Here is a 25,752-nt window from a genome sequence, read left to right as displayed (position 1 = left end):
AGAGAGCAGGTCATTGCGGTTTTTCGAAGGGCTTGTCGAAGCTGATCTGCGGGTCCTGCATCGGCCCCTTGACGTCGTACTGCACGCTGGCGAAGCGGGCGACCTTGTCGCCGAGCAACTTGTCCACCACGAACAGCGCCCCACCAATCGCCGGGGCGCCGACGATCAGCGCCGCCAGCGGCAGGTTGTTGGTCACCGGCAGGGTCACCAGCAGCTTGGCGTCGATGCGCTCGTTGTTCATGTCGAGATTGCCATTGAGTTCCAGATTGCTCGAAGGTCCGCTCAGGGTGATCGGTTCATGCGTCACGAACAGGCCATTGGTCGCCTGCAGGTTGCCCTTGACCCGGTCGTAACTCAGCCCCTTGCCCAGCAGGTCGGAGAAGTCCAGACGCAGGCGGCGACCAATGGAGTTGAAGTTGAGCAGGCCGAACACGCGCAGCGCCTGGGCCGAGCCCTGCACTTCGACGAACTGACCTTTGCGCAGCGAGGCGTCGAGATTGCCGGAGAAGCGCTTGAGCGAGAACCAGGCCGGCGAACCGAGCCAGCTGCCGTCGGCGTCCACACGGAAACTCTCGCTGGTGACGCTCGGGGCGAAGTTCCAGGCCAGCAATACCTTGCTCAGGTCTTCGCCCTGCAGGCGCCCCTTGTACCAACTGCTGGTGTTGCCCGGCGTACCACGCCAACCGGCGCTGCCCCCGATCTTCAACCCCTGCAGGTCGAGGTCGAGCTCCTCGAAGCGAACGCCCTGTGCTTCGGGCCTGACCTTGAGCGACCAGGCGCCCAGCACCTTGTCACCGCGCTGCACGCGCTCAATGGCGATATCCAGCGGCGGAATCTGCCTGGGGTCGATATCGGCCAGAGGATCGGGCGCATCGCTGACTTTCGTCGCCTCAGGATCTGGCGCCGGCAACCGCACGTGCTGCAGATCGATACGAATAGGCACCCCCTCGGCATCGGCCAGCAGCACACGCCCGGCTGCCAACTCGCTGTCGAGTTGCAAGACCCAGCCCCGGCCCTCTCGTGCCAGGCCAAGCGTCAGCTGCTCGACCTCTTGACCAAAACCACGAAACCGCCCGACATCCAGTCGCGCGCTGCGAAACAGGCGCTGGCTGTCGGCATCCACCTTCACCGGATGTTGGCTGCCGAGCTGCTTCCAGGCATCCAGGTCCAGTTCATCCAGGCGCCCACGCACTCGCAGCCCCTGATCGGGAGGCAGACCGGCCGCGCCACCACCGAGCACCACTTCTCCGCGGCCGTCAGCCAGCGCCCCCGGGGGAGCGGCCAGGCTCAGGCTGGCCAGCTCGCCATAGTTCGCCCAGTAACGACGCTCGCGCCCGGAAAGGGTCATGCGCCAGTCGGCATCACGCTCCTGCTGCGCCGTCTTGCCGAAGGGCGCAGGCAGATCGATCGCCACACCGCGCAGATTGGAATCGACGCGCAGCTTGCTGTCATCGCCATCCAGGGTCAGGCGCAGGCGATAAGGCAGCAGTCCGCTGGCCGGCAACTTCTGCGGCCCGCCCAGCCACTGACTGAGGGCATCGACCTGGACCTGTCCACGCAGATCGAACAACGTACGCGCCTGCCCACGCGCGCCCTCGGCGCGGATAGTGCCGCGCACCTGACGCCCGAGGACCTCGGCGCGCACGTCCGGCGCGCTCAATCCGGCTGCGCTATTGAAGCGAAACGCACCCTGCACCTTGCTCAGTTGCAGGGCGGGATTGGCCAGTTTGAGGCTCGCGCCCTCGGTGGCGAAGTCCACCACCACACCGGGCGGCTGCCCCTTCTGCAACGGAATATCCAGCTTCAGACGCCCAGCCAGAGGCCCTTCACCTTGCCAACCGGCAAAGATTCCCGCTGTGCCCAGAGGCGCTTCCTGCAACAGTTTGATGGCGTCACCCAGGCTGCTCTGCACCTCGCCATCGAGCGCCAGGCGCGGTGGCTTGCCATCATGGCGCAAGGGGATATTGGCTGTGACGTCATTGACCTGACTGTCCAGCAAACGCCCGCTCTGCAGGCGCACGCGCACTGCATCATCCTCGATCAACACCTCGCCCACGCCCTCACGCAGCGACGGCCAGCCGGGCTGGAACGCCAGTTCGGCATCCTTGACCTTGAAGAACAGGCTGAGGCTGCGCGCGCCCAATGCTGCGCCCTTGTTCAGCGAGCCCTGATACTGGAAGTAGCCCTCTTCGACATGGCCCGCGCGGATCGCCGTCTTCAACCAATGATCGAGCTCGGCGCTCATGCCGGGCGCGCGGCTCGGCAGGTACTTCTCGGTGTAGGCCGCATCACCGTCACGCATGCCGACGCGCAGGTCCATGTAGTCTTCGGCCTCGGGATCGCGCAGCAGGCGGATCAGCATGTCACCGGCGACCTGTCCTTCCTCGCCATCCACGCGCATGTAAGGGCTGTACAGGGTCAGGCCGGTTTCACTCCAGTCCCAGCTCAACCGCGCCTGGGCATGGCGATAGCGCCAGGGTTCGGGAAACAGTTGATCAAGATGCAGAGCGAAATTCTCGCTGTTCAGACGCAGTTCGCCCTTGAACAGGTTGCCCGAGGCACTGCCGCTGACATTCTCGGCAGCCGGCGCACCGCGATAGGCCTGAATGCCCACCTTGTCCAGATTGGTGGCGAACTGCAGGCGCTCGGCACCTTCACGCTGCGGGTAATAGTCGAGCAACAGGTTGTTGAGCGCACCCACCGGAGCCAGCGCGACCAAACCATCGCGCGCGGCATCGGGCATCGGCACCAGCGCCTGCACCAATGGCGCCCAGGCCGCCAGATCGAGGCGGTCGGCCGTCAGCGCCCAGCGCTCGTCACTTTCGCCCACATCCCTCTGCTTCAGGTTCAGGTGCAACTCGCCGATGCGCTGCTCGCCATGGGTCAGCGCCAGGGAGTCGATCTGCGCCCGCACGCCCTGCTTGTCTTGCGTGAAGAAGGCGTTGAAGGCCAGGTCCTTGAGCGTCACGGCCTTGTGCTTGGCCTGACCGCCGACCAACTCGGGGGCATGCAGGCGCATGGCGCCCTTGTCCAGGGTCAGGCCACGGCCCTCCAGCCACAGCTCGCCGCCGGCTTGCAGGTGCTGCACCTGCCAGTCGCCGAACAGCGACTTGGGCAGCCAGGTCGCCCAGTCGCTCTGCGGCAGGCTCAGATAAAGCTCGGACTGCGCCTCGCGCCAGGTCTTGGGCTGCATGCGCGTGCGCAAACGCAGCGCCACCGGCTGACCATCGGGCAGCAGCAAGCGGCCGTCGAGGCGTTGACTGTTGCTGCCATAGCGCAGGCTAAGGTTGACGTAGCTGAGCAGCAGCGGCTCCTGATCGAGCGGCTGCAGCACCACACGACTGTCGAGCAGACTGATGCGGTGCACGACCTGCAACTGTTCCAGTAGCTGTTCGACATTCAGCTCGGGCCCGCTGCGCTGTGGCAAACCTTGCAACTGCCAGCCACCTTCGGCGTTCTGCTGCACGTTCAGTTGCAGGCCATCGAATTGCAGGTGGGCGATACGCGGCTGGCGTGCCAGCAGGCTAGCGCCCACATCCGGCACCAGCTGCACGCGTTCCAGGCTCAGGCCCTGCTCTTCGTCCCCCAGATGCACGTCATGCGCCACCAGCACCGGGGCAAAACCCTGCCAATGACCTTCGAGGCGACCGATACGCACCGGTACACCCAACTGCGCCGTGGCACGATCCTCCAGTTCGAGCCGGTATTCGGCCACCAGCGGCACCAGCTCACGGCCCAGGCTGACGTACAGCGCAGCCAGCACCAGCAAGGCGGCGCAAAGACCCAGGCCCCAGCGCAGCAGCGCCGAAAACAGGCGCGCCAGGGCGTTCACCTCGACAGCCGCCGTGCTCAGAGCAGCACCACGTCGTACTGTTCCTGGGAATACATGGTTTCCACCTGGAACTTGATGGTACGTCCGATGAAGGCTTCCAGATCGGCGACGTTGCCCGACTCTTCATCGAGCAGGCGATCGACCACCTTCTGATTGGCCAGCACGCGGTAGCTTTCCGCCTGGTAGGCACGAGCCTCGCGCAGAATCTCGCGGAAGATCTCGTAGCAGATGGTCTCCGGCGTCTTCAACTTGCCGCGTCCCTGACAGGCCGTGCAGGGCTCGCAGAGAATCTGCTCGAGGCTTTCGCGGGTACGCTTGCGGGTCATCTGCACCAGGCCGAGCTCGGTGATGCCGATGATGTTGGTCTTGGCGTGATCACGCTCGAGCTGCTTCTCCAGGGTACGCAGCACCTGGCGCTGATGCTCCTCGTCCTCCATGTCGATGAAGTCGATGATGATGATGCCGCCCAGGTTGCGCAGACGCAGCTGGCGGGCAATGGCCGTGGCCGCCTCGAGGTTGGTCTTGAAGATGGTTTCTTCGAGGGTGCGATGGCCGACGAAGGCGCCGGTGTTGACGTCGATGGTGCTCATCGCCTCGGCGGGGTCGACCACCAGATAGCCGCCGGACTTCAGCGGCACCTTGCGCTCCAGTGCACGCTGGATTTCGTCCTCGACACCGTACAGGTCGAAGATCGGCCGTTCGCCAGGGTAATGCTCGAGACGATCGGCAATTTCCGGCATCAGCTCGGCGACGAACTGGGTGATTTTCTGGAAGGTTTCCCGCGAGTCCACGCGAATCTTCTCGGTGCGCGGGCTGACCAGGTCACGCAGGGTACGCAGCGCCAGGGACAGGTCCTCGTAGATCACCGTGGGCGCCTTGCAGTTCTGGATCTGCGCACCGATCTGGTCCCAGAGGCGCCGCAGATAACGGATGTCGATCAGAATTTCGTCAGCGCCGGCCCCTTCGGCCGCCGTGCGCAGGATGAAGCCACCGGCTTCCTCGATGCCTTCGGCGGCAACGCAATCGGCGACCACCTGCTTGAGGCGCTCGCGCTCGGCTTCGTCTTCGATCTTCAGGGAAATACCGACATGACTGGTGCGTGGCATGTACACCAGATAACGCGAAGGAATCGACAGTTGCGTGGTCAGACGCGCGCCCTTGCTGCCGATGGGGTCCTTGGTGACCTGCACCACCAGGCTCTGCCCTTCGTGAACCAGCGCGCTGATCGGCTCCACCGCAGTCCCCTCGCGGGTGGAAATCTCGGAAGCATGGATGAAGGCCGCACGCTCCAGGCCGATATCGACGAAGGCCGCCTGCATGCCAGGCAGCACGCGCACCACCTTGCCCTTGTAGATGTTGCCGACGATGCCGCGCTTCTGCGTGCGCTCGACGTGCACTTCCTGCAGCACGCCGTTTTCCACCACCGCCACGCGCGACTCCATCGGCGTGATATTGATCAGAATCTCTTCGCTCATGCATCCATCCTGGTGATCATGCCGGCCGGGCTACTGCACCGCCCCGCGGACTCAAGCTTTCGGGCACGCCAAAAAACTACCTGTGCAGCCACCGCCGGGGCTCTCAGCGCCGCCCTTGCGCCGGCAACTGCCAGCAGGCGATACCGAATTCGCCAAGCAGCTCGGCAGTTTCGCACAGCGGCAGACCGACCACTGCCGAATAGCTGCCCTGCAATTGGCTGACGAACACGGCTGCCAACCCCTGGATACCATAACTGCCCGCTTTGTCACATGGTTCGCCGCTGGCCCAGTACGCCTCGATTTCCGCCTCGCTGATGGGACGAAAGCTCACCTCGCTGCTGACCACTCGCGCCGCTTCGCGGCCGTCACCGACCAGCGCCACAGCCGTCAGCACCTGATGGCTGCGCCCCGACAAGGCCTGAAGCATGACACGCGACTCATTGAGGTCCGCCGGTTTGCCAAGAATGCGTCCATCGAGCACCACAGCGGTATCGGCGCCCAACACCACGGCATCGTCACGCCCGCCCAGGGCGAGCAGACCGGCGCGCGCTTTCTCACGCGCCAGGCGCTCTACATAGGCTGCCGCGGGTTCGGCTGGCAAAGGATTTTCATCTATCGAGGCGATTTGCGTGACGCAAGGCACAGCGATCTGAGCCAGCAATTCACGGCGGCGGGGCGAGGCGGAGGCCAGAAACAGCTCGGCCATGCGGGTATCTCCCTTGGCGAACCGCAGCCAGCCGCACGGCAGGCTGCGTTCAGTTGACGTTGAGGCGCAGATGCAGACCGCGCAGGATGGCGCAGATCCAGGGCCACAGCAGGGCACTGACCAGTGCCGGCAAGACGAAGGCCAGGGTTGGCGGGCGGCTACCCGTCAGCGCATTGAGCCACAGCTGAACCAGCTGGGCGAGGCCGAACACCACCATCAACACCATGCTCTGTTGCCACATGGGGAACATGCGCAGGCGCTGATGCAGGCTCAGCACCAGAAAGGTGATCAGCGTCAGGATCAAGGCGTTCTGCCCGAGCAGGGTGCCGAACAGCACATCCTGCGCCAGGCCAAGAATCCAGGCGGAGGTCATGCCGACGCGATGCGGCAGGGCCAGGACCCAGTAGGTGAGGATCAGGGCGACCCACAGCGGACGGCCGACCTGCATGAAATCGGGCAGCGGCGAAACGCTGAGCAACAAACCGAGCGCCAGACTCAGCCAGATCACCCAGCCATTGCGAGGCAGTACACCAGCCATCAGTTCGTCTCCTGTGCAGGGGCGTCTTCGGCCGGTGCGTCATTCTGCGCTGGCACCTGCTCGCCATTGCGTGCCTGCTCGGCTTCGCGGTCGGCGGCTTCCTGGGCCTCGGCGGAATCGTTGGCACGCTGCTCGGGCGTGCGCCGGTCGGAGAACACCAGCAACAGGTAGCGGCTGCGATTGAGCGCGGCAGTGGGTACGGCGCGGACGATGGCGAAGGGCTGGCCGGAGTCGTGAATCACTTCCTTGACCGTGGCCACCGGGTAACCGGCCGGGAAGCGCTGACCCATGCCGGAGCTGACCAGCAGATCGCCCTCCTTGATATCGGCGGTGTCGGCGACGTGGCGCAGCTCCAGGCGCTCCGGATTGCCGGTGCCGACGGCGATGGCACGCAGCCCGTTGCGGTTGACCTGCACCGGGATGCTGTGGGTGTTGTCGGTGAGCAACAGCACGCGCGAGGTGTAGGGCATGATCTCGACCACCTGGCCCATCAGGCCACGCGCATCGAGCACCGGCTGACCGAGGAACACGCCATCCTTCTCGCCCTTGTCGATGAGGATGCGGTGGGTATAGGGGTTGGGATCGACGCCGATCAGTTCGCCGACCAACACTTCCTCGTCCACCAGCGCGGCGGAGTTGAGCAGTTCGCGCAAACGCACGTTCTGCTCGGTCAGCGCTGCCAGCTTCTGCAGGCGACGCTGCAGCAGCAGAGCCTCGGCCTTGAGCTTCTCGTTCTCGGCCATCAGCTCGCTGCGCGAGGAAATCTGCTGAGTCGCCCCATCCCAGACGCGAACGGGCACATCGGCCAGCCAGTAGAAGGGCGTGAGCACCAGCCCCATCTGGCTGCGCATCGGCTTGAGGGTCTCGAAGCGGGCATCGACCACCATCAGCACCGCCGACAGCACGGCAAATACCAACAGACGAATGCCCAGCGAGGGACCTTTGGCGAAGAGCGGCTTAATGACCTGCTCCTCGTGCGCCACAGGGGCGGAAAGCGCGCGAATTCATGCGAAAGGCAAACCGGTCAGGCGAAGGTTGGGCCGAGTGTACTGCAATGCTCGAATATGCGCGTGCCGCCCGGAGGCGGCACGACAGCGAGCCACTAGCGAACCCCTTACTCGGTGGAGAGCAGGTCCATGGCGTGGCGGTCCATCATTTCCAGGGCCTTGCCGCCGCCACGGGCGACGCAGGTCAGCGGGTCTTCGGCAACGATCACCGGCAGACCGGTTTCCTGGCTCAGCAGCTTGTCCAGATCACGCAGCAGTGCGCCACCACCAGTCAGCACCAGGCCGCGCTCGGCGATGTCCGAGGCCAGCTCGGGCGGCGACTGCTCCAGCGCGCTCTTGACCGCCTGGACGATGGTCGCCAGGGATTCCTGCAGCGCTTCGAGCACTTCGTTGGAGTTCAGGGTGAAGCTGCGCGGTACGCCCTCGGCCAGGTTGCGGCCGCGTACGTCGACTTCACGAATCTCGCCGCCCGGATAGGCGGTGCCGATTTCCTGCTTGATGCGTTCAGCGGTGCCTTCACCGATCAGCGAACCGTAGTTGCGGCGCACGTAGGTGATGATGGCTTCATCGAAACGGTCGCCGCCGACACGGACGGATTCGGCATAGACCACGCCATTCAGGGAAATCAGGGCGATCTCGGTGGTACCGCCGCCGATATCGACGACCATCGAACCGCGCGCCTCCTCGACCGGCAGGCCGGCACCGATGGCAGCGGCCATCGGCTCTTCGATCAGGAACACTTCGCGGGCACCGGCGCCGAGGGCCGATTCACGAATGGCGCGGCGCTCGACCTGGGTCGATTTGCACGGCACGCAGATCAGCACGCGCGGCGACGGCTGCAGGAAGCTGTTCTCGTGAACCTTGTTGATGAAGTACTGCAGCATCTTCTCGCAGACGCTGAAGTCGGCGATCACGCCGTCTTTCATCGGGCGAATCGCGGAGATGTTGCCAGGCGTACGGCCGAGCATGCGCTTGGCCTCGGTGCCGACGGCCACGACGCTCTTCTGGTTGCCGTGGGTACGGATGGCGACCACGGACGGTTCATTCAGGACGATACCGCGCTCGCGCACATAAATAAGGGTATTGGCAGTGCCCAGGTCGATCGACAGATCGCTGGAAAACATGCCACGCAGTTTCTTGAACATTAGGAAGGGACCCTAGGCAACGCGTGGGTGAAGGCCAGGCGCGGAAAACGCGCAGGTAAAAAGTGCGGCAAACTCTAACAACGGCAGGGATTTTGAGCAAGGCGGCAATATGGTAGATTGCCTGTTTTTCCGGGCCTTGTAGCTGCACATCGCGGCCTTTGACCGCTGGCTCGCGACATACGTTCCCTGCAGCCGCCCAGCGATGCCCCCTCTGTCACACTTCCACTGGAGAACCCCCGATGGCGCTTGAACGCTCCGAGGTGGAAAAAATCGCCCACCTGGCCCGCCTGGGTCTGAATGAAGGCGATATTCCGCAAACCACCGAGACCCTGAACAGCATTCTCGGCCTGATCGACCAGATGCAGGCCGTCGACACCCAGGGTATCGAACCCCTGGCCCACCCGCTGGAAGCCACCCAGCGCCTGCGTGCCGACGTGGTCAACGAGAGCAACCAGCGCGACGCCTACCAGGCCATCGCTCCGGCTGTGGAAAGCGGCTTGTACCTCGTGCCGAAAGTCATCGAATAAAGGAAAGGGCTCGACATGCATCAACTGACCCTGGCCGAGATCGCCCGTGGCCTCGCCGCCAAGCAATTCTCCGCCGAAGAGCTGAGCCGCAGCCTGCTGGCGCGCATCGCGCAGCTCGACACGCAGCTCAACAGCTTCATCACCGTCACCGAAGACCTGGCCATCGACCAGGCCAAGGCCGCCGACGCTCGTCGCGCTGCCGGCGAAAACAGCCCGCTGCTCGGCGCGCCGATCGCTCACAAGGACCTGTTCTGCACCAACGGCGTGCTGACCTCCTGCGGCTCGAAGATCCTCACCGGCTTCAAGGCGCCCTATGACGCCACCGTGGTGGAGAAACTCAAGGCCGCCGGCACCGTCACCCTGGGCAAGCTGAACATGGACGAATTCGCCATGGGCTCGGCCAACGAATCCAGCCACTACGGCCCGGTGAAGAACCCTTGGGACACCAGCCGCGTACCGGGCGGTTCTTCGGGCGGCTCGGCTGCCGCCGTTGCTGCACGCCTGCTGCCGGCTGCCACCGGCACCGATACCGGCGGCTCGATCCGCCAGCCGGCGGCGCTGACCAACCTCACCGGCATCAAGCCCACCTACGGCCGCGTCTCGCGCTGGGGCATGATCGCCTACGCCTCCAGCCTCGACCAAGGCGGCCCGCTGGCCCGCACTGCCGAAGACTGCGCCCTGCTGCTCGGCGCCATGGCCGGTTTCGATGCCAAGGATTCCACCAGCGTCGATCAGCCGGTCGATGACTACCTCGCGGCGCTGACCCAACCGCTGACCGGCCTGCGTATCGGCCTGCCGAAGGAATACTTCGGCACCGGCCTCGACGCGCGCATCGGCGAGAAGGTGATGGCCGTGGTCGAGACGCTGAAAAAGCTCGGCGCCACGGTCAAGGACATCAGCCTGCCGAACATGCAGCACGCGATCCCCGCCTATTACGTGATCGCACCGGCCGAGGCCAGCTCCAACCTGTCGCGTTTCGACGGCGTGCGCTTCGGCTACCGCTGCGAGAACCCGGTCAACCTCGAAGACCTGTACAAGCGCTCGCGCGGCGAAGGCTTCGGCGCCGAGGTCAAGCGGCGCATCATGGTCGGCACCTACGCGCTGTCCGCCGGCTACTACGACGCCTACTACATCAAGGCCCAGCAGATTCGTCGACTGATCAAGAACGACTTCGTCGCCGCCTTCAAGGACGTCGACGTGATCCTCGGCCCGACCACGCCGAACCTGGCCTGGAAACTCGGCGAGAAGAACGCCGATCCGGTGTCCGCCTACCTGGAAGACATCTACACCATCACCGCCAACCTGGCCGGCATCCCCGGCCTGTCGATGCCGGCTGGTTTCGTCGATGGTCTGCCGGTGGGCGTGCAGTTGCTCGGCAACTACTTCCAGGAAGGTCGTCTGCTGAATGTCGCGCACCAGTACCAGCAGGTCAGCGACTGGCATAAAGCGACGCCCGCAGGATTCTGAGACAGCCCTCCCCTCTTCCCTTCTCGTTCATGACGAGTGGGAGAGGGGCCGGGGGAAAGGGCATGGCCCGCCACCCTCTCCCCAACCCTCTCCCGCAAGCGGGAGAGGGGGCAGACCGCAAAACATTTGAGGGATATTGAACATGCAATGGGAAACCGTGATCGGGCTCGAGATCCACGCTCAGCTCAGCACCCAGTCGAAGATTTTCTCGGCCAGCGCCACCACCTTTGGCGCCGAGCCCAACACCCAGGCCAGCCTGGTCGACCTCGGCATGCCCGGCACCCTGCCGGTCCTGAACGCCGAAGCCGTGCGCATGGCCTGCCAGTTCGGCCTGGCCATCGACGCCGAGATCGCCGAACGTAACGTCTTCGCGCGCAAGAACTACTTCTACCCGGACCTGCCGAAGGGTTACCAGACCAGCCAGATGGACCAGCCCATCGTCGGCAAGGGCTTCCTCGACATCACCCTGGAAGACGGCAGCGTCAAGCGCATCGGCATCACCCGCGCGCACCTGGAAGAAGACGCCGGCAAGAGCCTGCACGAAGACTTCCACGGCATGAGCGGCATCGACCTGAACCGCGCCGGCACACCGCTGCTGGAGATCGTCTCCGAACCGGACATTCGTTCGGCCAAGGAAGCCGTGGCCTACGTGAAGGCGATCCATGCGCTGGTGCGTTACCTCGGCATCTGCGACGGCAACATGGCCGAAGGGTCGCTGCGCTGCGACTGCAACGTCTCCGTGCGCCCAGTCGGCCAAGCGGAATTCGGCACCCGCGCCGAGATCAAGAACGTCAACTCCTTCCGCTTCATCGAAAAAGCCATCAACCATGAAGTGCAGCGCCAGATCGAGCTGATCGAGGACGGTGGCAAGGTGGTGCAGGAAACCCGCCTGTACGATCCCAACAAGGATCAGACCCGCTCCATGCGCAGCAAGGAAGAAGCCAACGACTACCGTTACTTTCCCTGCCCGGACCTGCTGCCGGTGGTGATCGAACGCAGCTTCCTCGACGAACTGCGCGCCGGCCTGCCCGAACTGCCGCCGCAGAAACGCGAGCGTTTCGAAAGCCAGTTCGGCCTGTCCACCTACGACGCCAGCGTGCTGAGTGCCAGCCGCGAGCTGGCCGACTACTTCGAAGTGGTCGAGAAGACCTGCGGCGATGCCAAGCTGTCGGCCAACTGGGTGATGGGCGAGCTGTCCAGCCTGCTCAACAAGGAAGGCCTGGAGATCGAGCAGTCGCCGGTATCCGCCGAGCAACTGGGCGGCCTGATCCTGCGCATCAAGGACAACACCATCAGCGGCAAGATCGCCAAGATGGTCTTCGAGGCCCTGGCCGCCGGCGAAGGCGCCAGCGCTGACGAGATCATCGAGAAGAAGGGCCTCAAACAGGTCACCGACTCCGGCGCCATCGAAGCCATGCTCGACGAAGTGCTGGCTGCCAACGCCGAGCAGGTCGAACAGTACCGCGCCAGCGATGAAGCCAAGCGCGGCAAGATGTTCGGCTTCTTCGTCGGTCAGGCCATGAAAGCCTCCAAGGGCAAGGCCAACCCCGGGCAAGTGAACGAACTGCTGAAGAAGAAGCTCGAAGGCTGAGCCAGGCCGGCTCGCTTGCACTCACTGCAATGACGCCGGGCTCGCCCGGCGTTTTTCATGGAGACCACGAACATGACGATGCGCAGCCCGGATGCAATCCGGGAATCTTCACTGCCCCGGATTGCATCCGGGCTACAGACATGGGCACTGCTCGGTGCACTCGCCCTGCTCGGCGGCTGCTCCACCTTCGGCGGCGGCTCAGGCAGCAGCGAAACCGGCAAGGCCTCCTATTACGGTGACCGTCACCACGGCCAGCGCACCGCCAGCGGCGAGCGCTTCGATCAGAATGCGCTGACCGCCGCTCATCGCACCCTGCCCTTCGGCACCCGGGTACGGGTCACCAACCTGGACAACGAGCGCAGCGTGGTGCTGCGCATCAACGACCGCGGCCCCTTCGTGCGCGGTCGCGTCATCGACGTTTCCCGCGCCGCCGCCGTGCGCCTCGACATGCTGCGCGCAGGCGTGGTGCCGGTCAGGGTCGAGACGCTGGACTGAGGAACAATTGGCAACAAAATCTTTCTGCCACCCCTGGCGGCCAAAAACGCCATCGCTACACTAGCCGCACTTTTTTCGGAGCTACTCTGCAATGACCCTGATGACCTATGTCTACCTGATCGCTGGCCTGGTGCTGCTGGTTGCTGGCGCCGAGGTGCTGGTACGCGGCGCCGCCAAGCTGGCCGCACAGTTCGGCATTCCACCACTGGTAATCGGCCTGACCGTGGTGGCCTTCGGCACCAGTGCGCCGGAAACCGCAGTCAGCGTGCAATCGGCGCTCAATGGCAGCGGCGACCTGGCCATCGGTAACGTGGTCGGCAGCAATATCGCCAACGTCCTGCTGATTCTGGGCGTGACCGCTCTGGTCGCACCGCTGGTCGTCTCGCGCCAGCTCATTCGCCTCGACGTGCCCATCATGATCGGCGCCAGCCTGGTGGTCTACGCCCTGGCCTGGGACGGCGCGCTGAGTCGCATCGACGGCGCCCTGCTGTTCAGCGCCGTGCTGGCCTATACCGGTTTCCTGATCTACAGCGCGCGCAAGGACAAGGGCGGCGACGATGACGAATTCGCCAAGGAGTTCGGCCTCGACGAGGCCCCCAAGCCCTACGCCTGGGCAATCAACCTGGGCCTGATCATCGCCGGCCTGGTGCTGCTGGTGGTGGGTTCCAACTTCCTGGTCGAAGGCGCCGTGCAACTGGCGCGCGCACTGGGTCTGTCCGAGTTGGTGATCGGCCTGACCGTGATCGCCATCGGCACTTCACTGCCAGAGCTGGCCACCTCGATCATCGCGGCCTTCAAGGGCGAGCGCGACATCGCCGTGGGCAATATCGTCGGCAGTAACATCTTCAACCTGCTCTGCGTACTGGGCCTGGCCTCGCTGGTTTCGCCGGCAGCCATCGCAGTATCGCCCAACGCCCTGGCCTTCGATTTCCCGGTGATGATCGCCGTGGCCGTCGCCTGCCTGCCGATCTTCTTCAGCGGCTATCGCATCAATCGCTGGGAAGGCCTGCTGTTCCTGGGCTACTACGTGGCCTACACCCTGTATCTGGTGATGTTCAGCACGGGCCGCCCGCTGGCTCAGACCTTCGGTGACGCGATGATCGGCTACGCACTGCCGCTTACCGCCATCACCCTGGTGATCATCGCCGGACGTGCCTGGCACAGACAGCGCGGCGAGCAGGTGTGAGCATGAGCGACAACCATGACCGTGGCGTGCAGGTGCGCCGTGAGGTGATGGGCGACGCGTTCGTCGACCGCGCCCTGGGCAACGCCAGCGAGTTCACCCAGCCGCTGCAGGATTTCGTCAACGAGCATGCCTGGGGCGGTGTGTGGACGCGCAGCGGCCTACCGCGCGCGACCCGCAGCCTGATCACCCTGGCTGCGTTGACCGCGCTGAAATGCCCGCAGGAACTCAAGGGCCATGTGCGCGGCGCACTGAACAACGGCTGCACCGTCGAGGAAATTCGCGAAACCCTGCTGCACTGCGCGGTGTATGCCGGCGTGCCGGCCAGCATCGATGCCTTCCGAGCTGCACAGGAAGTGATCGACGAGTGGCAGAACAACACCCGTTCGTAGGCTGTGCCGTGCGCACCAACCCTCACCGCCATCGGTGCGCACGCATCCTACACAGGCCGCCCGCCCCTAGATCCACCCCCCCCATTGCAGCAGCAATAAACCGATATTGGTGGTGACCACCGCCGCCAGGGTGGTGATGACAATGATGGCGGCCGCCAGCTCATGGTTGGCGCCCACCGCGCGGGCCATGACGAAACTGGCCGCCGCCGTCGGGCTGGCGAAGTAGAGAAACAGGATCGCCAGATCCGCCCCGCGAAAGCCGAGCAGCCAGGCGCCTGAGGTGCTCAGCAGCGGCAGCCAGACCATCTTCATCATGCCCGAGCCGATGGCCGTGCCGCTGCTGCGGCGCAACGACGCCAGACTCAGGGTGCCGCCAATGCAGATCAGCGCCAGCGGCAGGGTCATCTGCGCGAAGTACTCGGCCGAGGTCAGAAACCACTGCGGCAGCGGGAGTTGCCAGTAGGCAATCGGCACCGCCAACAGCACGCCGATGATCATCGGGTTGGTCACGATGCTGCGCGCGATGGCCTTGGCACCGGGTTTCACGCCTGGGCTGTAGATGGCCAGAACCACCGCCGAGAGCGCGTTGTAGCAAAGGATCACCAGTGCGGCGAGCAGCGAACCGACCGACAGGCCATAGTCGCCGTACATGCTGGTGGCCAGCGCCAGACCGACGATACCGTTGTTGCCACGGAAGGCGCCCTGGGTGTAGATGCCACGATCCTCGAACGGCACCCGCCAGATCGCCCAGGCCCAGGCGATGAAGAACGACGCACTAGTGGCCAGAAAGAAATAGCTCAGCAACTGCGGCTGCATGGCCGTATCCAGGTCGGCCTTGACTACACCAAGAAACAGCAGGGTCGGCATGGTGCCGCGAAACACCAGGCTCGAAGCGGTGTCGATGAAGGGCGTATCGATCCAGCGCAGGCGTTTGAGTGCCACGCCGAGAAACAGCATGGCGAACACGGGCGCGGTGATGGCGAGGGTTTGTGCAGCAACGGCGAGCATGACGACACCAGCAGGTTGTCTGACGACCTATGTTAGCTGGCTAAGCATCTTCCTGCCATGGGCAAAAGCCGCGCAGTTGTAGGGCGGGCCGGGCGGCGATCCGCTTTGGCCCACGCGAACCTGCGTCGATGAGCTCAGGCCCATCTTGCGGCCTGCCCCCCTGGTGGGCTGAAGCCCACCCTACGATACTGGTGGGCTAAAGCCCACCCTACGCCCTACGGGTCTGGGTGTGCGAAGGCTTAGCGGCGAACCGGACGTTTCTGCAACTTGCGCTGCAGGGTGCGGCGATGCATGCCCAGGGCACGGGCGGTGGCGGAGATGTTGCCTTCATGCTCGGCCAGCACGCGCTGGATATGTTCCCACTGCAGACGGTCCACCGACATCGGGTTTTCCGGCACCAGGCTGTCGAGGTCGGCATGCTCGGAAAGCAGAGCAGTGAGGACGTCGTCGGCATCGGCCGGCTTGCACAGGTAGTTGGCCGCGCCGCGCTTGATCGCCTCGACGGCGGTGGCGATGCTCGAATAACCGGTGAGGATCACCACGCGCATCTCGGCGTCCAGCTCCAGCAGCTTGGGCAGCAGCACCAGGCCGGAGTCGCCTTCCATCTTCAGGTCGACCACGGCGTAATCCGGCAGGTCATCCTTGGCCAGGGCCAGGCCTTCTTCGGCACTGGAGGCGGTGGACACGCGCAGGCCGCGGCGGCTCATGGCGCGCGCCATCACGCGGGTAAAGGTGGGGTCGTCGTCGACCAGCAGCAGATGGGGCTGCTCCTCGCCTTCGAACAGGGATTCGTCGCTCATGCTGGGTTTTCCTTGTCAGGCCACGCCATAGGCTCGCGGCAACTTCAATTCGGTGAGGGTGCCGCCTTCTTCATGGTTATACAGCTTAACCGTGCCACCAGCACGGGTCACGCTGGCCTGGCTGAGGAACAGCCCCAGACCGAAACCCTTGCCCTTGGTGGTGAAGAAGGGGCGCCCAAGCTGCTCGGCGATGGCCAGCGGCACACCGGCGCCGTGATCGCGGATGCTCAGGCGCAGCCACTGGTGGTCCCAGTCCAGGCGAATGTCGAGTTTGTCCGGGCAGGCGTCGGCAGCGTTGTTGAGCAGATTGAGCAGGGCCTGGGTGAGATCGGCCGGCGGCATGATGCGCGGCGGCGTGCCGCGGCCCAGGCATTGATAGCGGTAGCTGGCCTCAGGACGCATCAGGTGCCAGCGATTGAGGGTCGTTTCCAACCATTCGACACAGGACTGCTCCACCACCGCCTGCCGCCGATCATTCTCGGCGGCGCGCACCAACTGCTGCAGGGTGTACTTGCACAGTTTGACCTGCTCCTGCAGCAGGGCCAGGTCGTCCTGCAGCGCCGGCTTGTCGCGATACTCCTGGCGCAGCTCCTTGAGCAGCACGCTCATGGTGCCCAGCGGCGTCCCCAGTTCATGGGCGGCGCCCGCGGCCTGGGTGGCCACGGCCAGCAGTTGCTGGTCACGCAGGCTTTCCTCACGACGTTCGGCGCGCAGCTCGTCCTGGCGGCGCAGCTCCTCGGCCATCTTGGCAACGAAGAAGGTGATCAGCGCAGCAGACAGGGCAAAACTCAGCCACATGCCGTAGACCAACAGGCTCTCGCGCGCCGCGGGCAGCTCGAGCGGATGGGTCCACACCAGCAGCAGGGTGTAACCGGCCAACGCCAGGCCGGCCAGGACGATGGTGAACATCCACGGCAGCGTTGCCGCAGCGATGGTCAGCGGCACCAGATAATAGGACACGAAGGGGTTGGTCGAACCACCCGAGTAATACAGCAGCACGCTGTGGATGATCAGGTCGCAGCCCAGTTGCACGGCGTACTCGACCTCGGTCACCGGCCAGGGGCCACGCAGGCGCACGGCCGTACCCAGGCACAACAGCAGAGAAACGCCAAGGGTGACCGATAATTGCAACCAGGGTAGCGGTAGCATGCCCGACTTGTAGGCGAGACCGACCGAGCCAGCCTGAGCGGCCAGCACCAGAATACGGATCAGGGTCAGGCGCCAGAGATTCTGGCGACTGGCGGAGAGTAATTGCACGGGTTCGAGCATGGCGACTCCATTGGTTGCGCCGAGTATAACCAAGCCTGACGCGGCCTTCCGCCGCTGCGGCAACCGGACGCACACTTCGCCGCAGCCGATCTGCGGGCAAGATGAGGAAAGTTGCAGCGGCATTAACCCGGATCGCGACTCGCCTTCGTCTAACCTCGGGAAACGGCCACAAGGCCATCGAAAAAGGAACCGCACCATGCGCACCATGACCCGTATCGCCACTGCCCTCGCCCTCACCGCCACCAGCCTGGCCAGCACCGGCCTGCTGGCCGCCGAGGCGCGTTACAACCAGATCGCCCTGCGCGCCGAGGTCAATCAGGAAGTGGCGCACGATCTGATGCACGTCACCCTCTACACCGAAACGCAGCACAGCGACCCGGCCAAACTGGCCGCCGAGATCACCAACACCCTCAACAAGACACTGGAACAGGTACGCCAGGTCAAGGGCGTGGCAGTCAAACTCGGCAGCCGCAACAGCTACCCGGTGTATGACGACAAGGGCCAGAAGATCACCGCCTGGCGCGAGCGCGCCGAGGTGCGCCTGGAAAGTGCCGACTTCGCCCGCTTGTCCACCCTCACCGGTGAATTGCTGCAATCGATGAAGATGGCCGGCATGGACTTCAGCATCGCCACCGACACCCGCAAGACCCGTGAAGATGCCATGCTCAAGGACGCCGTGAATGCCTTCAAGGCGCGCGCGCAACTGGCCACCGAAGCGCTTGGCGGCAAGGGCTACAAGCTGGTCAGCCTGAACCTCAACACCGGTGGCTTCCAGCCGCCAATGGCCATGCGCAACTTCGAAGCCAAGGGCATGGCGATGATGGACTCAGCCCCCACACCGCAGATCGAAGCTGGCACCAGCCAGGTCACGGTCAGTGCTGACGGCGTCATCGAAGTGCAGATGCCCTGAACCTCGCTCCGCAACAAAGCAGCGCCGTTATCGTCAGATAACGGCGTTTCGCCATCTTTTCCCTGCAACATTTTCATAAATGCGACAGCAAATTACAGCGCTGTAGCGCTAACCATCTTCCGCGCGGCAACCCCCTTGCCTCGGGCACAAGGCCTGCATAGTTTCGGCGGTGGTCTCCACAAGAGGCTCCTCAAGGACCACAACCACAACAACGATGAGGTCAAGATGCGCACGAACGCCATTCTCCAGGCTTTACTCACCGCTGGGCTGATCGCCAGCGCCCCCCTCGCCAGCGCCGCCAACCTGGTGTTCTGCTCCGAAGGCAGCCCCGCCGGTTTCGACCCAGGCCTGTACACCACCGGCACCGACTTCGACGCCGCCGCAGAAACCATCTTCAACCGCCTGACCCAGTTCGAGCGCGGCGGTACCAAGGTCGAGCCCGGCCTGGCAGAAAGCTGGGAGGTGTCCGACGACGGTCTGACCTACACCTTCAAGCTGCGCCCCGGGGTGAAGTTCCACACCACCGAATACTTCAAGCCCAGCCGCGAGTTCACCGCCGACGACGTGCTGTTCACCTTCGGCCGCATGCTCGACAAGGAGCACCCGTTCCGCAAGGCGTACCCCACCGAGTTCCCCTACTTCACCGACATGGGCATGGACAGCAACATCGCCAAGCTGGAGAAACTCGATGACATGACCGTGCGCTTCACCCTCAACGACGTGGACGCCGCCTTCGTGCAGAACCTGGCGATGAGCTTCGCTTCGATCCAGTCCGCCGAGTACGCCGACCAGTTGCTCAAGGCCGGCAAGGCCGCCGACATCAATCAGAAACCCGTCGGCACCGGCCCATTCGTGTTCAGCCGCTACCAGAAGGACGCGGTGATCCGCTACAAGGGCAACCAGGACTACTGGAAGCCCGATGACGTGAAGATCGACAACCTGATTTTCGCCATCAACACCGACTCGTCCGTGCGCATGCAGAAGCTCAAGGCCGGCGAATGCCACGTCACCCTGTTCCCGCGTCCGGCCGACATCGAGGCACTGCAGAAGGACCCCAAACTGCAGATGCCCGAACAGGCCGGCTTCAACGTCGGCTACATCGCCTACAACGTCACCCATCCGCCGTTCGACAAGCTGGAGGTGCGTCAGGCGCTGGACATGGCGGTGAACAAGCAGGCCATCCTCAACGCGGTCTACCAGAACGCCGGGCAACTGGCGGTCAACGGCATGCCGCCGACCCAATGGTCGTATAACGAGGACATCAAGGACCCGGCCTTCGACCCGGAAAAGGCCAAGGAGCTACTCAAGGCCGCTGGCGTCAAGGAAGGTAGCGAGATCACCTTGTGGGCCATGCCGGTGCAGCGCCCGTATAACCCCAATGCCAAGCAGATCGCCGAAATGCTGCAGGCCGACTGGGCCAAGATCGGCATCAAGGCACGCATCGTCAGCTACGAATGGGGCGAGTACCTCAAGCGCGCCAAGGCCGGCGAACACGACGCCATGCTGATCGGCTGGAGTGGCGACAACGGTGACCCGGACAACTGGCTCGGCACCCTCTACGGCTGCGACGCGGTCGACGGCAACAACTTCTCCAAGTGGTGCTTCGAGGACTACGACAAGCTGGTCAAGGCCGCCAAGCGCACCACCGACGTGGCCGAACGCACCGAGTTGTACAAGCAGGCGCAGGTGATCCTCAAACAAGAGGTGCCGATCACCCCGCTGGCCCACTCCACCGTGTACCAGCCGATGCGCAAGGAAGTGCAGGACTTCCGCATCAGCCCGTTCGGCATCAACTCGTTCTATGGTGTGAGTATCGGCAAGTAAGGGCGCTGCCTCGGGCGGCTAGCTTGCGTAGGGTGCGCTGTGCGCACCGCGTACTCGGGGAGTCTGAACCTGGTGCGCACGGCGCACCCTACACATGACCGCCGCACACGAGTGCCCGACGGCCTTCCAGGCCAAGGAGTTGCCATGTCAGCCCCGTTCTTTCTGCGCGGCAGCCTGCTGCTGGCCACGCTGCTTGCTGCTCAGGTCCAGGCGGCCAGCCTGGTGGTGTGCAGCGAAGCCAGCCCGGAAGGGTTCGACCTCGTTCAATACACCGCAGCCACCACCGCCGACGCCACGGCGGAAACCCTGTTCGAACGCCTGGTGGCCTTCGCCCCCGGCAGCACCGAGATCGTGCCGGCATTGGCAGCAAGCTGGGAAATAGCCGATGACGGCCTGAGCTACACCTTCACCCTGCGCCAGGGCGTGACATTTCACGCCAACCAGGATTTCAGCCCCAGCCGCGAATTCAATGCCGACGACGTGCTGTGGAGCTTCCAGCGCCAGCTCGACCCGGCGCATCCCTGGCACGAGCTGTCGCTGCGCGGCTTCCCCTACGCAGAGGCCATGGGCCTGGCGCAGTTGATCGAGCGCATCGACAAGCTCGACGAGCACCGCGTGCGCTTCGTCCTCAAACACCCGGAGGCGCCTTTCCTGGCCAACCTGGCCATGGGCTTCGCCTCGATCTACTCGGCCGAGTATGCCGACCATCTGCTCGCAACGAACCAACCCGAGCGCCTGAACAATGCGCCCATCGGCACCGGGCCTTTCGTTTTCGAGCGCTACGCCAAGGACGCCCAGATACGCTTTCGCGGCAACCCCGATTACTGGAATGGCGCACCCAAGGTCGAGCGCCTGGTGCTGGCCATCACCCCCGAGCCCAACGTGCGCCAGCAAAGGCTCAAGGCCGGCGACTGCCAGATCGCCCTCTACCCGCGCCCGGTGGACATCCCGGCGCTGAAGGCCGACCCGAAACTGCAGGTGCTGGAGCTGGATTCGCTGCTGACCGCCTATATCGGCATCAACACCCGTCACCCGCCACTGGACGACGTGCGCGTGCGCCAGGCGTTGAATCTGGCGTTCGACAAGGCCACCTACATTCGCGCGCAGTATGGCGAAGGCAACGCCACACCGGCCGTGGCGCCTTACCCGGCTACCCTGTGGGGCCACGACGAAACGCTGCAGGACTGGCCACACGACCCCGAGCGGGCCCGCCAACTGTTGGCCGAGGCTGGTCACGCCGATGGCTTCGCCCTGTCGATCTGGACCCGCCCGGGCGGGGGACCGACCAATCCCAACCCCGGGATCGGCGCGCAGATGCTGCAGGCCGATCTCGCCGCCGTCGGCATTCGCAGCGACATTCGCGTGTTCGAGTGGGGCGAGCTGATCAAGCGCGCCAAGAATGGCGAGCACGACCTGGTATTCATGGGCTGGGCCGGGGACAACGGCGATCCGGACAACTTCCTCACCCCCAACCTCTCCTGCGCGGCGGCCGAAAGCGGCGAGAACCAGGCGGGCTGGTGCGACAAGGCCTTCGACGCCCTGATCAGCCAGGCACGCCGCGAGCCCGATCCGAGCAGACGCGCCGCGCTGTATCGCCAGGCGCTGGCGATCTTCCATGAGCAGGCGCCGTGGATCGCCCTGGCTCATCCGAAACAGTTCGCAGCGCTGCACAAGGGCGTCGAAGGCTATGTGCTCAGCCCGATGGGCTCGAACAACTTTTCCAGGGTGAGCGTGCCCTGAGCGGCCATGGCTCGGTCCTGATGGCAAGAGCTTCCGAGTCAGGCGTGGGCGTGGTTAGACGCCCAGACCGAAGGGGTCGTCCACCGAATGGCTGGGCTGGGTAAACCAGCGCGGGCCGTCGGCGGTCATGTAGAAGTGGTCTTCGAGACGGATACCAAACTCGCCCGGCACGCAGATCATCGGCTCGTTGCTGAAGCACATGCCCTCGCCCAGCGGGGTGTCATCGCCGCCGACCAGATACGGCCCCTCGTGAATGTCCAGGCCAATGCCGTGCCCCGTACGGTGCGGCAGGCCAGGCAAGCTGTAACCAGGCCCCAGCCCTGCCGCCTCCAGGCTACGCCGGGCCGCCGCGTCCACCGACGAACAGGGTGCTCCCAGGGTGGCCGCCTCGAACGCCGCCTGCTGAGCGGCTTTCTCCTTGTTCCACAATTCGCGCTGACGCGCGCTGGGCGTGCCGAAAACGTAGCTGCGGGTGATGTCCGACAGGTAACTGTGAACCTTGCAGCCGGTGTCGATCAGCACCATGTCGCCGTCCTTGAGCCGCTGCGCATGCTTGACCCCATGCGGAAAGGCACTGGCAGCACCGAACAGCACGATGCAGAAGATCGAGCCAGGCGCCCCGACACGGCGGTGCGCCTGGTGGATGAACTCGGCAACTTCGGTGGTGCTGATACCTTCATGGAGAATGCTCGCAGCTGCCTTGTGCACTTCCAGGGTCATGTCCTTGGCGCGCTGCATCAGGGCGATTTCGGCTGGCGATTTGGCTTGGCGACAGGCCGTGGTGATGCCGCCGGCATCGACGAAGCGATAACCGCTGGTCAGTTGGCGAATGCCTTCGAACATGAAAAAAGGCAAGGAGGAACAAAGACCTACCTTCGGCTGCGCACCATCATTGGGCAATATCCCCAGACGCTTCAGGCAATCCAGAAGCAACACGTAGGGGCTTTGGTGCTCCTGCCAGGTATTGATCGCGCCGGGCACCACCTGAAAGTCGCGCACCGTGCCTTCCTCGAACGCCGGCGCCAGGTACTCCAGTGCGCCGCTGGCCGGCAGAATCGCACCGACCATGCGTTCGCTGGCATGCCACTGCACGCCGGTGAAGTACTGCAGGTTGCTGCCGGCAGCCAGGAACAGCGCGGCGACGTCCTGCTCGCGCATCAATGCCTGAGCGCGGGCGATGCGTGTCTGGTATTCCGCTTCGCTGATCGGCTGCGCGCCGGCCATCATGTTCTGCAGGCGCGCCAAGGCCTGCTCCGGCGTGCTGCCGCCCACTCCCAGTGTCATCTGCGCATCCTCGTCTGGCGCCCACGACGAACATCGTCACCGGGCAATTGGTTGCGGCAAAATTTAAGTGGAACTTAAATTCTGGTCAAAGCTTTTTTCAGCCTGACTTAAAAAGCCCCCGGTATCCGGCTGAAGTCCCTGCGGCTCATGGCTATACTGCGCTGACCCGAACAGCGAGCCTCCTTCATGACCGCAGATCGCATTGGCGAACGCTTGCGCCGCTACCGGCGGGCCGCCGGCAAGACTCTCAATCAGGTAGCGGCAGACGCCGGTCTGACCGCCAGCTTCCTGTCCCAGGCAGAACGCAACCTGACCGGCGTATCGCTGTCGTCGCTGGCAAGCATCGCCAAGTCACTCGATGTACCGCTCAACGTGCTGTTCGACCAGCCCACCCAGGTCCAGCCGGATTCTCACGTCAACGAACGGGTACGCTACACCGTCGGCGGTCAGTTGCTGGCCTACGAGCGCCTGTCCAGCTCATTTCCCGGTAACTCGCTCAATGCGGTGAAGGTGAACATTCCGGTGGGCTACCAGTCGGAACTGATCGCGCATGAAGGCGTGGAATTCTCCTACGTGCTCAGCGGGCAGATCGTCTACACCATCGAGGGTCGCGACTACCCCCTGGGGCCCGGCGACTCGGTGCATTTCGATGCCGGCAAGCTGCATCGCCTGGCCAATATCGCCGATGCCCCGGCCGAGGTGCTGACCCTGACCACCATGGCGCTTTTCGGCGATCACCCCGCCAACGACTGACCTTTTGCACCAATTCGGGGCCAATATGCGCAATGTTAGTGCTGCTTAATTTTTGTTGACCACAATTTCAGCATGACTTAATTTCGAACCTGATCCGGTGGGCTACCCGCCTTCACCGCATTCCGAGCTCGCGCCACACCCAGGCGCGAACAACAAGAAGAAGAGGTTCGCATGCGTATGTCTCCCCTGTGCAGGGCCCTGCTCACCGCAGGACTGCTCACCAGTGCTTCGTTCGCCCACGCCAGCAACCTGGTGTATTGCTCCGAAGGCAGCCCGGGTGGTTTCGACCCTGGCCAGTACACCACCGGCACCGACTTCGATGCAGCCTCGGAAACCATCTTCAACCGCCTCGCCGAATTCGAGCGCGGCGGCACCAAGGCCCAGCCGGCCCTCGCCAGCTCCTGGGACATCAGCGAAGACGGTCTGACCTACACCTTCCATCTACGCGAAGGGGTCAAGTTCCACAGCACCGCCTACTTCAAGCCGACACGCGACTTCAACGCCGACGATGTGCTGTTCACTTACCAGCGCATGCTCGATCGCAACCACCCGTTCCGCCAGGCATACCCCAGCGAGTTCCCCTACTTCACCGATATGGGCCTGGACAAGAACATCGCCAGCATCGAGAAGACCGACGACATGACCGTGGTCTTCACCCTCAATGCCGTGGATGCGGCCTTCGTGCAGAACCTGGCGATGAACTTCGCCGCCGTGCATTCGGCCGAGTACGCCGACCAGTTGCTCAAGGCCGGCAAGGCCGCCGAGATCAACCAGAAACCCATCGGTACTGGCCCGTTCGTGTTCAGCCGCTACCAGAAGGACGCGGTGATCCGCTTCAAGGGCAACCCGCAGTACTGGGCACCCGAACAGGTGAAGATCGACAACCTGATCTTCTCCATCAACACCGACGCCTCGGTGCGCGCCCAGAAGCTGCGCGCCGGTGAATGCCACGTCACCCTCAACCCGCGCCCCGCCGACCTGCAGGGTCTGCAGGCCGACAAGAACCTCGCGGTACCGACCGAGCCTGGCTACAACCTCGGCTACATCGCCTACAACGTCACCCGTGCGCCGTTCGACAGGCTCGAAGTGCGTCAGGCGCTGGACATGGCGGTGAACAAGGCAGCGATCATCGACGCCGTGTACCAGGGCGCCGGCCAGTTGGCCGTGAACGGCATGCCACCCACCCAGTGGTCCTACGACGAGTCGATCAAGGATGCCGCCTACGACCCGGAGAAAGCCAAGGAGCTGCTCAAGGCCGCCGGCGTGAAAGAAGGTACCGAGATCACCCTGTGGGCCATGCCTGTGCAGCGTCCCTACAACCCCAACGCGCGGCTGATGGCCGAGATGCTGCAAAACGACTGGGCCAAGATCGGCATCAAGGCGCGCATCGTCAGCTACGAGTGGGGCGAGTACATCAAGCGTGCCCATGCCGGAGAACACGACGCCATGCTGATCGGCTGGACCGGCGACAACGGTGACCCGGACAACTGGCTCGGCACCCTGTACGGCTGCGCCTCGGTGGACGGCAACAACTTCTCCAAGTGGTGCGACAGCGAATACGACAAGCTGGTGGTCGCCGCCAAGCGCATCACCGATCAGGAACAACGCAGCGAGCTGTATCGTCAGGCCCAGGTGGTTCTCAAGCGCGAAGTGCCAATCACGCCGATCGCTCACTCCACGGTCTACCAACCGATGCGCACCAGCGTCAAAGGCTTCCAGATCAGCCCCTTCGGGCGCAACAGCTTCGTCGGTGTCAGCAACGACTGACAGCCGGCTGTGCCAGCACCCTCGAACGACGCCCCGGGC

The 25,752-nt window shown here is 64.2% G+C and carries 21 protein-coding genes; 11 read left to right on the top strand and 10 right to left on the bottom strand.

Annotated features, from left to right (window positions below; genetic code table 11):
- Positions 1 to 10 precede the first annotated feature (10 nt).
- From ACN0X6_RS14715 to mreB, 6 genes are all read right to left on the bottom strand, one after another.
- Positions 11 to 3,832, bottom strand: a complete 3,822-nt coding sequence (locus tag ACN0X6_RS14715) for a YhdP family protein (RefSeq protein WP_417704995.1) — start codon at positions 3,830 to 3,832, stop codon at positions 11 to 13.
- A gap of 17 nt (positions 3,833 to 3,849) precedes the next feature.
- A complete protein-coding gene (gene rng / locus ACN0X6_RS14710) occupies positions 3,850 to 5,307 on the bottom strand; it encodes a ribonuclease G (RefSeq protein WP_055983995.1) in 1,458 nt (485 codons plus the stop codon).
- A 103-nt stretch (positions 5,308 to 5,410) separates the two neighbouring features.
- Entirely contained in the window at positions 5,411 to 6,013 is a 603-nt protein-coding gene (locus ACN0X6_RS14705; RefSeq protein ID WP_417704993.1) for a Maf family protein, read from the bottom strand.
- A 49-nt stretch (positions 6,014 to 6,062) separates the two neighbouring features.
- On the bottom strand, positions 6,063 to 6,551 hold the full coding sequence (gene mreD / locus ACN0X6_RS14700; protein WP_417704991.1) for a rod shape-determining protein MreD: 489 nt from the start codon (positions 6,549 to 6,551) through the stop codon (positions 6,063 to 6,065).
- Positions 6,551 to 7,513, bottom strand: coding sequence for a rod shape-determining protein MreC (gene mreC / locus ACN0X6_RS14695; RefSeq protein WP_417705023.1), 963 nt, complete (start codon positions 7,511 to 7,513; stop codon positions 6,551 to 6,553). The genes mreD and mreC overlap by 1 nt, the downstream gene beginning before the upstream one ends.
- Before the next feature lie 152 nt (positions 7,514 to 7,665).
- Positions 7,666 to 8,703, bottom strand: coding sequence for a rod shape-determining protein MreB (gene mreB, locus ACN0X6_RS14690; RefSeq protein ID WP_013714086.1), 1,038 nt, complete (start codon positions 8,701 to 8,703; stop codon positions 7,666 to 7,668).
- Positions 8,704 to 8,942: 239 nt separating this feature from the next.
- On the opposite strand from mreB, the gene gatC reads away from it, so the two are divergent.
- From gatC to ACN0X6_RS14660, 6 genes are all read left to right on the top strand, one after another.
- Positions 8,943 to 9,230, top strand: a complete 288-nt coding sequence (gene gatC / locus ACN0X6_RS14685; RefSeq protein WP_417704990.1) for an Asp-tRNA(Asn)/Glu-tRNA(Gln) amidotransferase subunit GatC — start codon at positions 8,943 to 8,945, stop codon at positions 9,228 to 9,230.
- A 15-nt stretch (positions 9,231 to 9,245) separates the two neighbouring features.
- Positions 9,246 to 10,697, top strand: coding sequence for an Asp-tRNA(Asn)/Glu-tRNA(Gln) amidotransferase subunit GatA (gene gatA / locus ACN0X6_RS14680; RefSeq protein ID WP_417704988.1), 1,452 nt, complete (start codon positions 9,246 to 9,248; stop codon positions 10,695 to 10,697).
- Between the two features lie 142 nt (positions 10,698 to 10,839).
- Positions 10,840 to 12,288 (top strand): Asp-tRNA(Asn)/Glu-tRNA(Gln) amidotransferase subunit GatB, encoded by a 1,449-nt coding sequence (gene gatB, locus ACN0X6_RS14675; protein WP_417704986.1) that lies wholly within the window; start codon positions 10,840 to 10,842, stop codon positions 12,286 to 12,288.
- Between the two features lie 72 nt (positions 12,289 to 12,360).
- The gene (locus tag ACN0X6_RS14670; protein WP_417704985.1) at positions 12,361 to 12,783 is read left to right on the top strand and encodes a septal ring lytic transglycosylase RlpA family protein; all 423 of its coding nucleotides are present in this window, start codon (positions 12,361 to 12,363) and stop codon (positions 12,781 to 12,783) included.
- A gap of 91 nt (positions 12,784 to 12,874) precedes the next feature.
- Positions 12,875 to 13,969: a calcium/sodium antiporter gene (locus tag ACN0X6_RS14665; protein WP_417704984.1), complete on the top strand. Its 1,095-nt coding sequence runs from the start codon at positions 12,875 to 12,877 to the stop codon at positions 13,967 to 13,969.
- A gap of 2 nt (positions 13,970 to 13,971) precedes the next feature.
- Positions 13,972 to 14,358, top strand: a complete 387-nt coding sequence (locus ACN0X6_RS14660; protein ID WP_417704982.1) for a carboxymuconolactone decarboxylase family protein — start codon at positions 13,972 to 13,974, stop codon at positions 14,356 to 14,358.
- A 66-nt stretch (positions 14,359 to 14,424) separates the two neighbouring features.
- On the opposite strand, the gene ACN0X6_RS14655 is transcribed toward ACN0X6_RS14660, so the two are convergent.
- From ACN0X6_RS14655 to ACN0X6_RS14645, 3 genes are all read right to left on the bottom strand, one after another.
- Entirely contained in the window at positions 14,425 to 15,366 is a 942-nt protein-coding gene (locus ACN0X6_RS14655; protein ID WP_417704980.1) for an AEC family transporter, read from the bottom strand.
- Between the two features lie 239 nt (positions 15,367 to 15,605).
- Complete coding sequence (locus ACN0X6_RS14650; RefSeq protein ID WP_004424835.1) at positions 15,606 to 16,166, bottom strand: response regulator transcription factor; 561 nt, start codon at positions 16,164 to 16,166, stop codon at positions 15,606 to 15,608.
- A 15-nt stretch (positions 16,167 to 16,181) separates the two neighbouring features.
- A complete protein-coding gene (locus tag ACN0X6_RS14645; protein WP_074675904.1) occupies positions 16,182 to 17,435 on the bottom strand; it encodes an ATP-binding protein in 1,254 nt (417 codons plus the stop codon).
- 196 nt (positions 17,436 to 17,631) lie between these two features.
- On the opposite strand from ACN0X6_RS14645, the gene ACN0X6_RS14640 reads away from it, so the two are divergent.
- The 3 genes from ACN0X6_RS14640 (at position 17,632) to ACN0X6_RS14630 (ending at position 21,909) form a co-directional block, all read left to right on the top strand.
- A complete protein-coding gene (locus ACN0X6_RS14640) occupies positions 17,632 to 18,345 on the top strand; it encodes an SIMPL domain-containing protein (RefSeq protein ID WP_417704978.1) in 714 nt (237 codons plus the stop codon).
- Between the two features lie 225 nt (positions 18,346 to 18,570).
- Complete coding sequence (locus ACN0X6_RS14635) at positions 18,571 to 20,169, top strand: ABC transporter substrate-binding protein (RefSeq protein WP_417704976.1); 1,599 nt, start codon at positions 18,571 to 18,573, stop codon at positions 20,167 to 20,169.
- A gap of 144 nt (positions 20,170 to 20,313) precedes the next feature.
- On the top strand, positions 20,314 to 21,909 hold the full coding sequence (locus ACN0X6_RS14630; RefSeq protein ID WP_417704974.1) for an ABC transporter substrate-binding protein: 1,596 nt from the start codon (positions 20,314 to 20,316) through the stop codon (positions 21,907 to 21,909).
- A 54-nt stretch (positions 21,910 to 21,963) separates the two neighbouring features.
- Here ACN0X6_RS14630 and ACN0X6_RS14625 read toward each other — a convergent pair whose 3' ends face one another.
- Entirely contained in the window at positions 21,964 to 23,193 is a 1,230-nt protein-coding gene (locus tag ACN0X6_RS14625; RefSeq protein ID WP_417704972.1) for a M24 family metallopeptidase, read from the bottom strand.
- Between the two features lie 186 nt (positions 23,194 to 23,379).
- Here ACN0X6_RS14625 and ACN0X6_RS14620 point away from each other — a divergent pair, with 186 nt between their 5' ends.
- Both ACN0X6_RS14620 and ACN0X6_RS14615 read left to right on the top strand, forming a co-directional pair.
- Entirely contained in the window at positions 23,380 to 23,946 is a 567-nt protein-coding gene (locus tag ACN0X6_RS14620) for a cupin domain-containing protein (RefSeq protein WP_417704970.1), read from the top strand.
- 171 nt (positions 23,947 to 24,117) lie between these two features.
- Complete coding sequence (locus ACN0X6_RS14615; protein ID WP_417704968.1) at positions 24,118 to 25,713, top strand: ABC transporter substrate-binding protein; 1,596 nt, start codon at positions 24,118 to 24,120, stop codon at positions 25,711 to 25,713.
- Positions 25,714 to 25,752 lie beyond the last annotated feature (39 nt).

Source organism: Pseudomonas sp., from assembly GCF_048269965.1.
Taxonomy (GTDB): Bacteria; Pseudomonadota; Gammaproteobacteria; order Pseudomonadales; family Pseudomonadaceae; genus Aquipseudomonas.
Note: the sequence above shows the minus strand (reverse complement) of the source record. Positions and strands in the feature narration are given on the sequence as shown.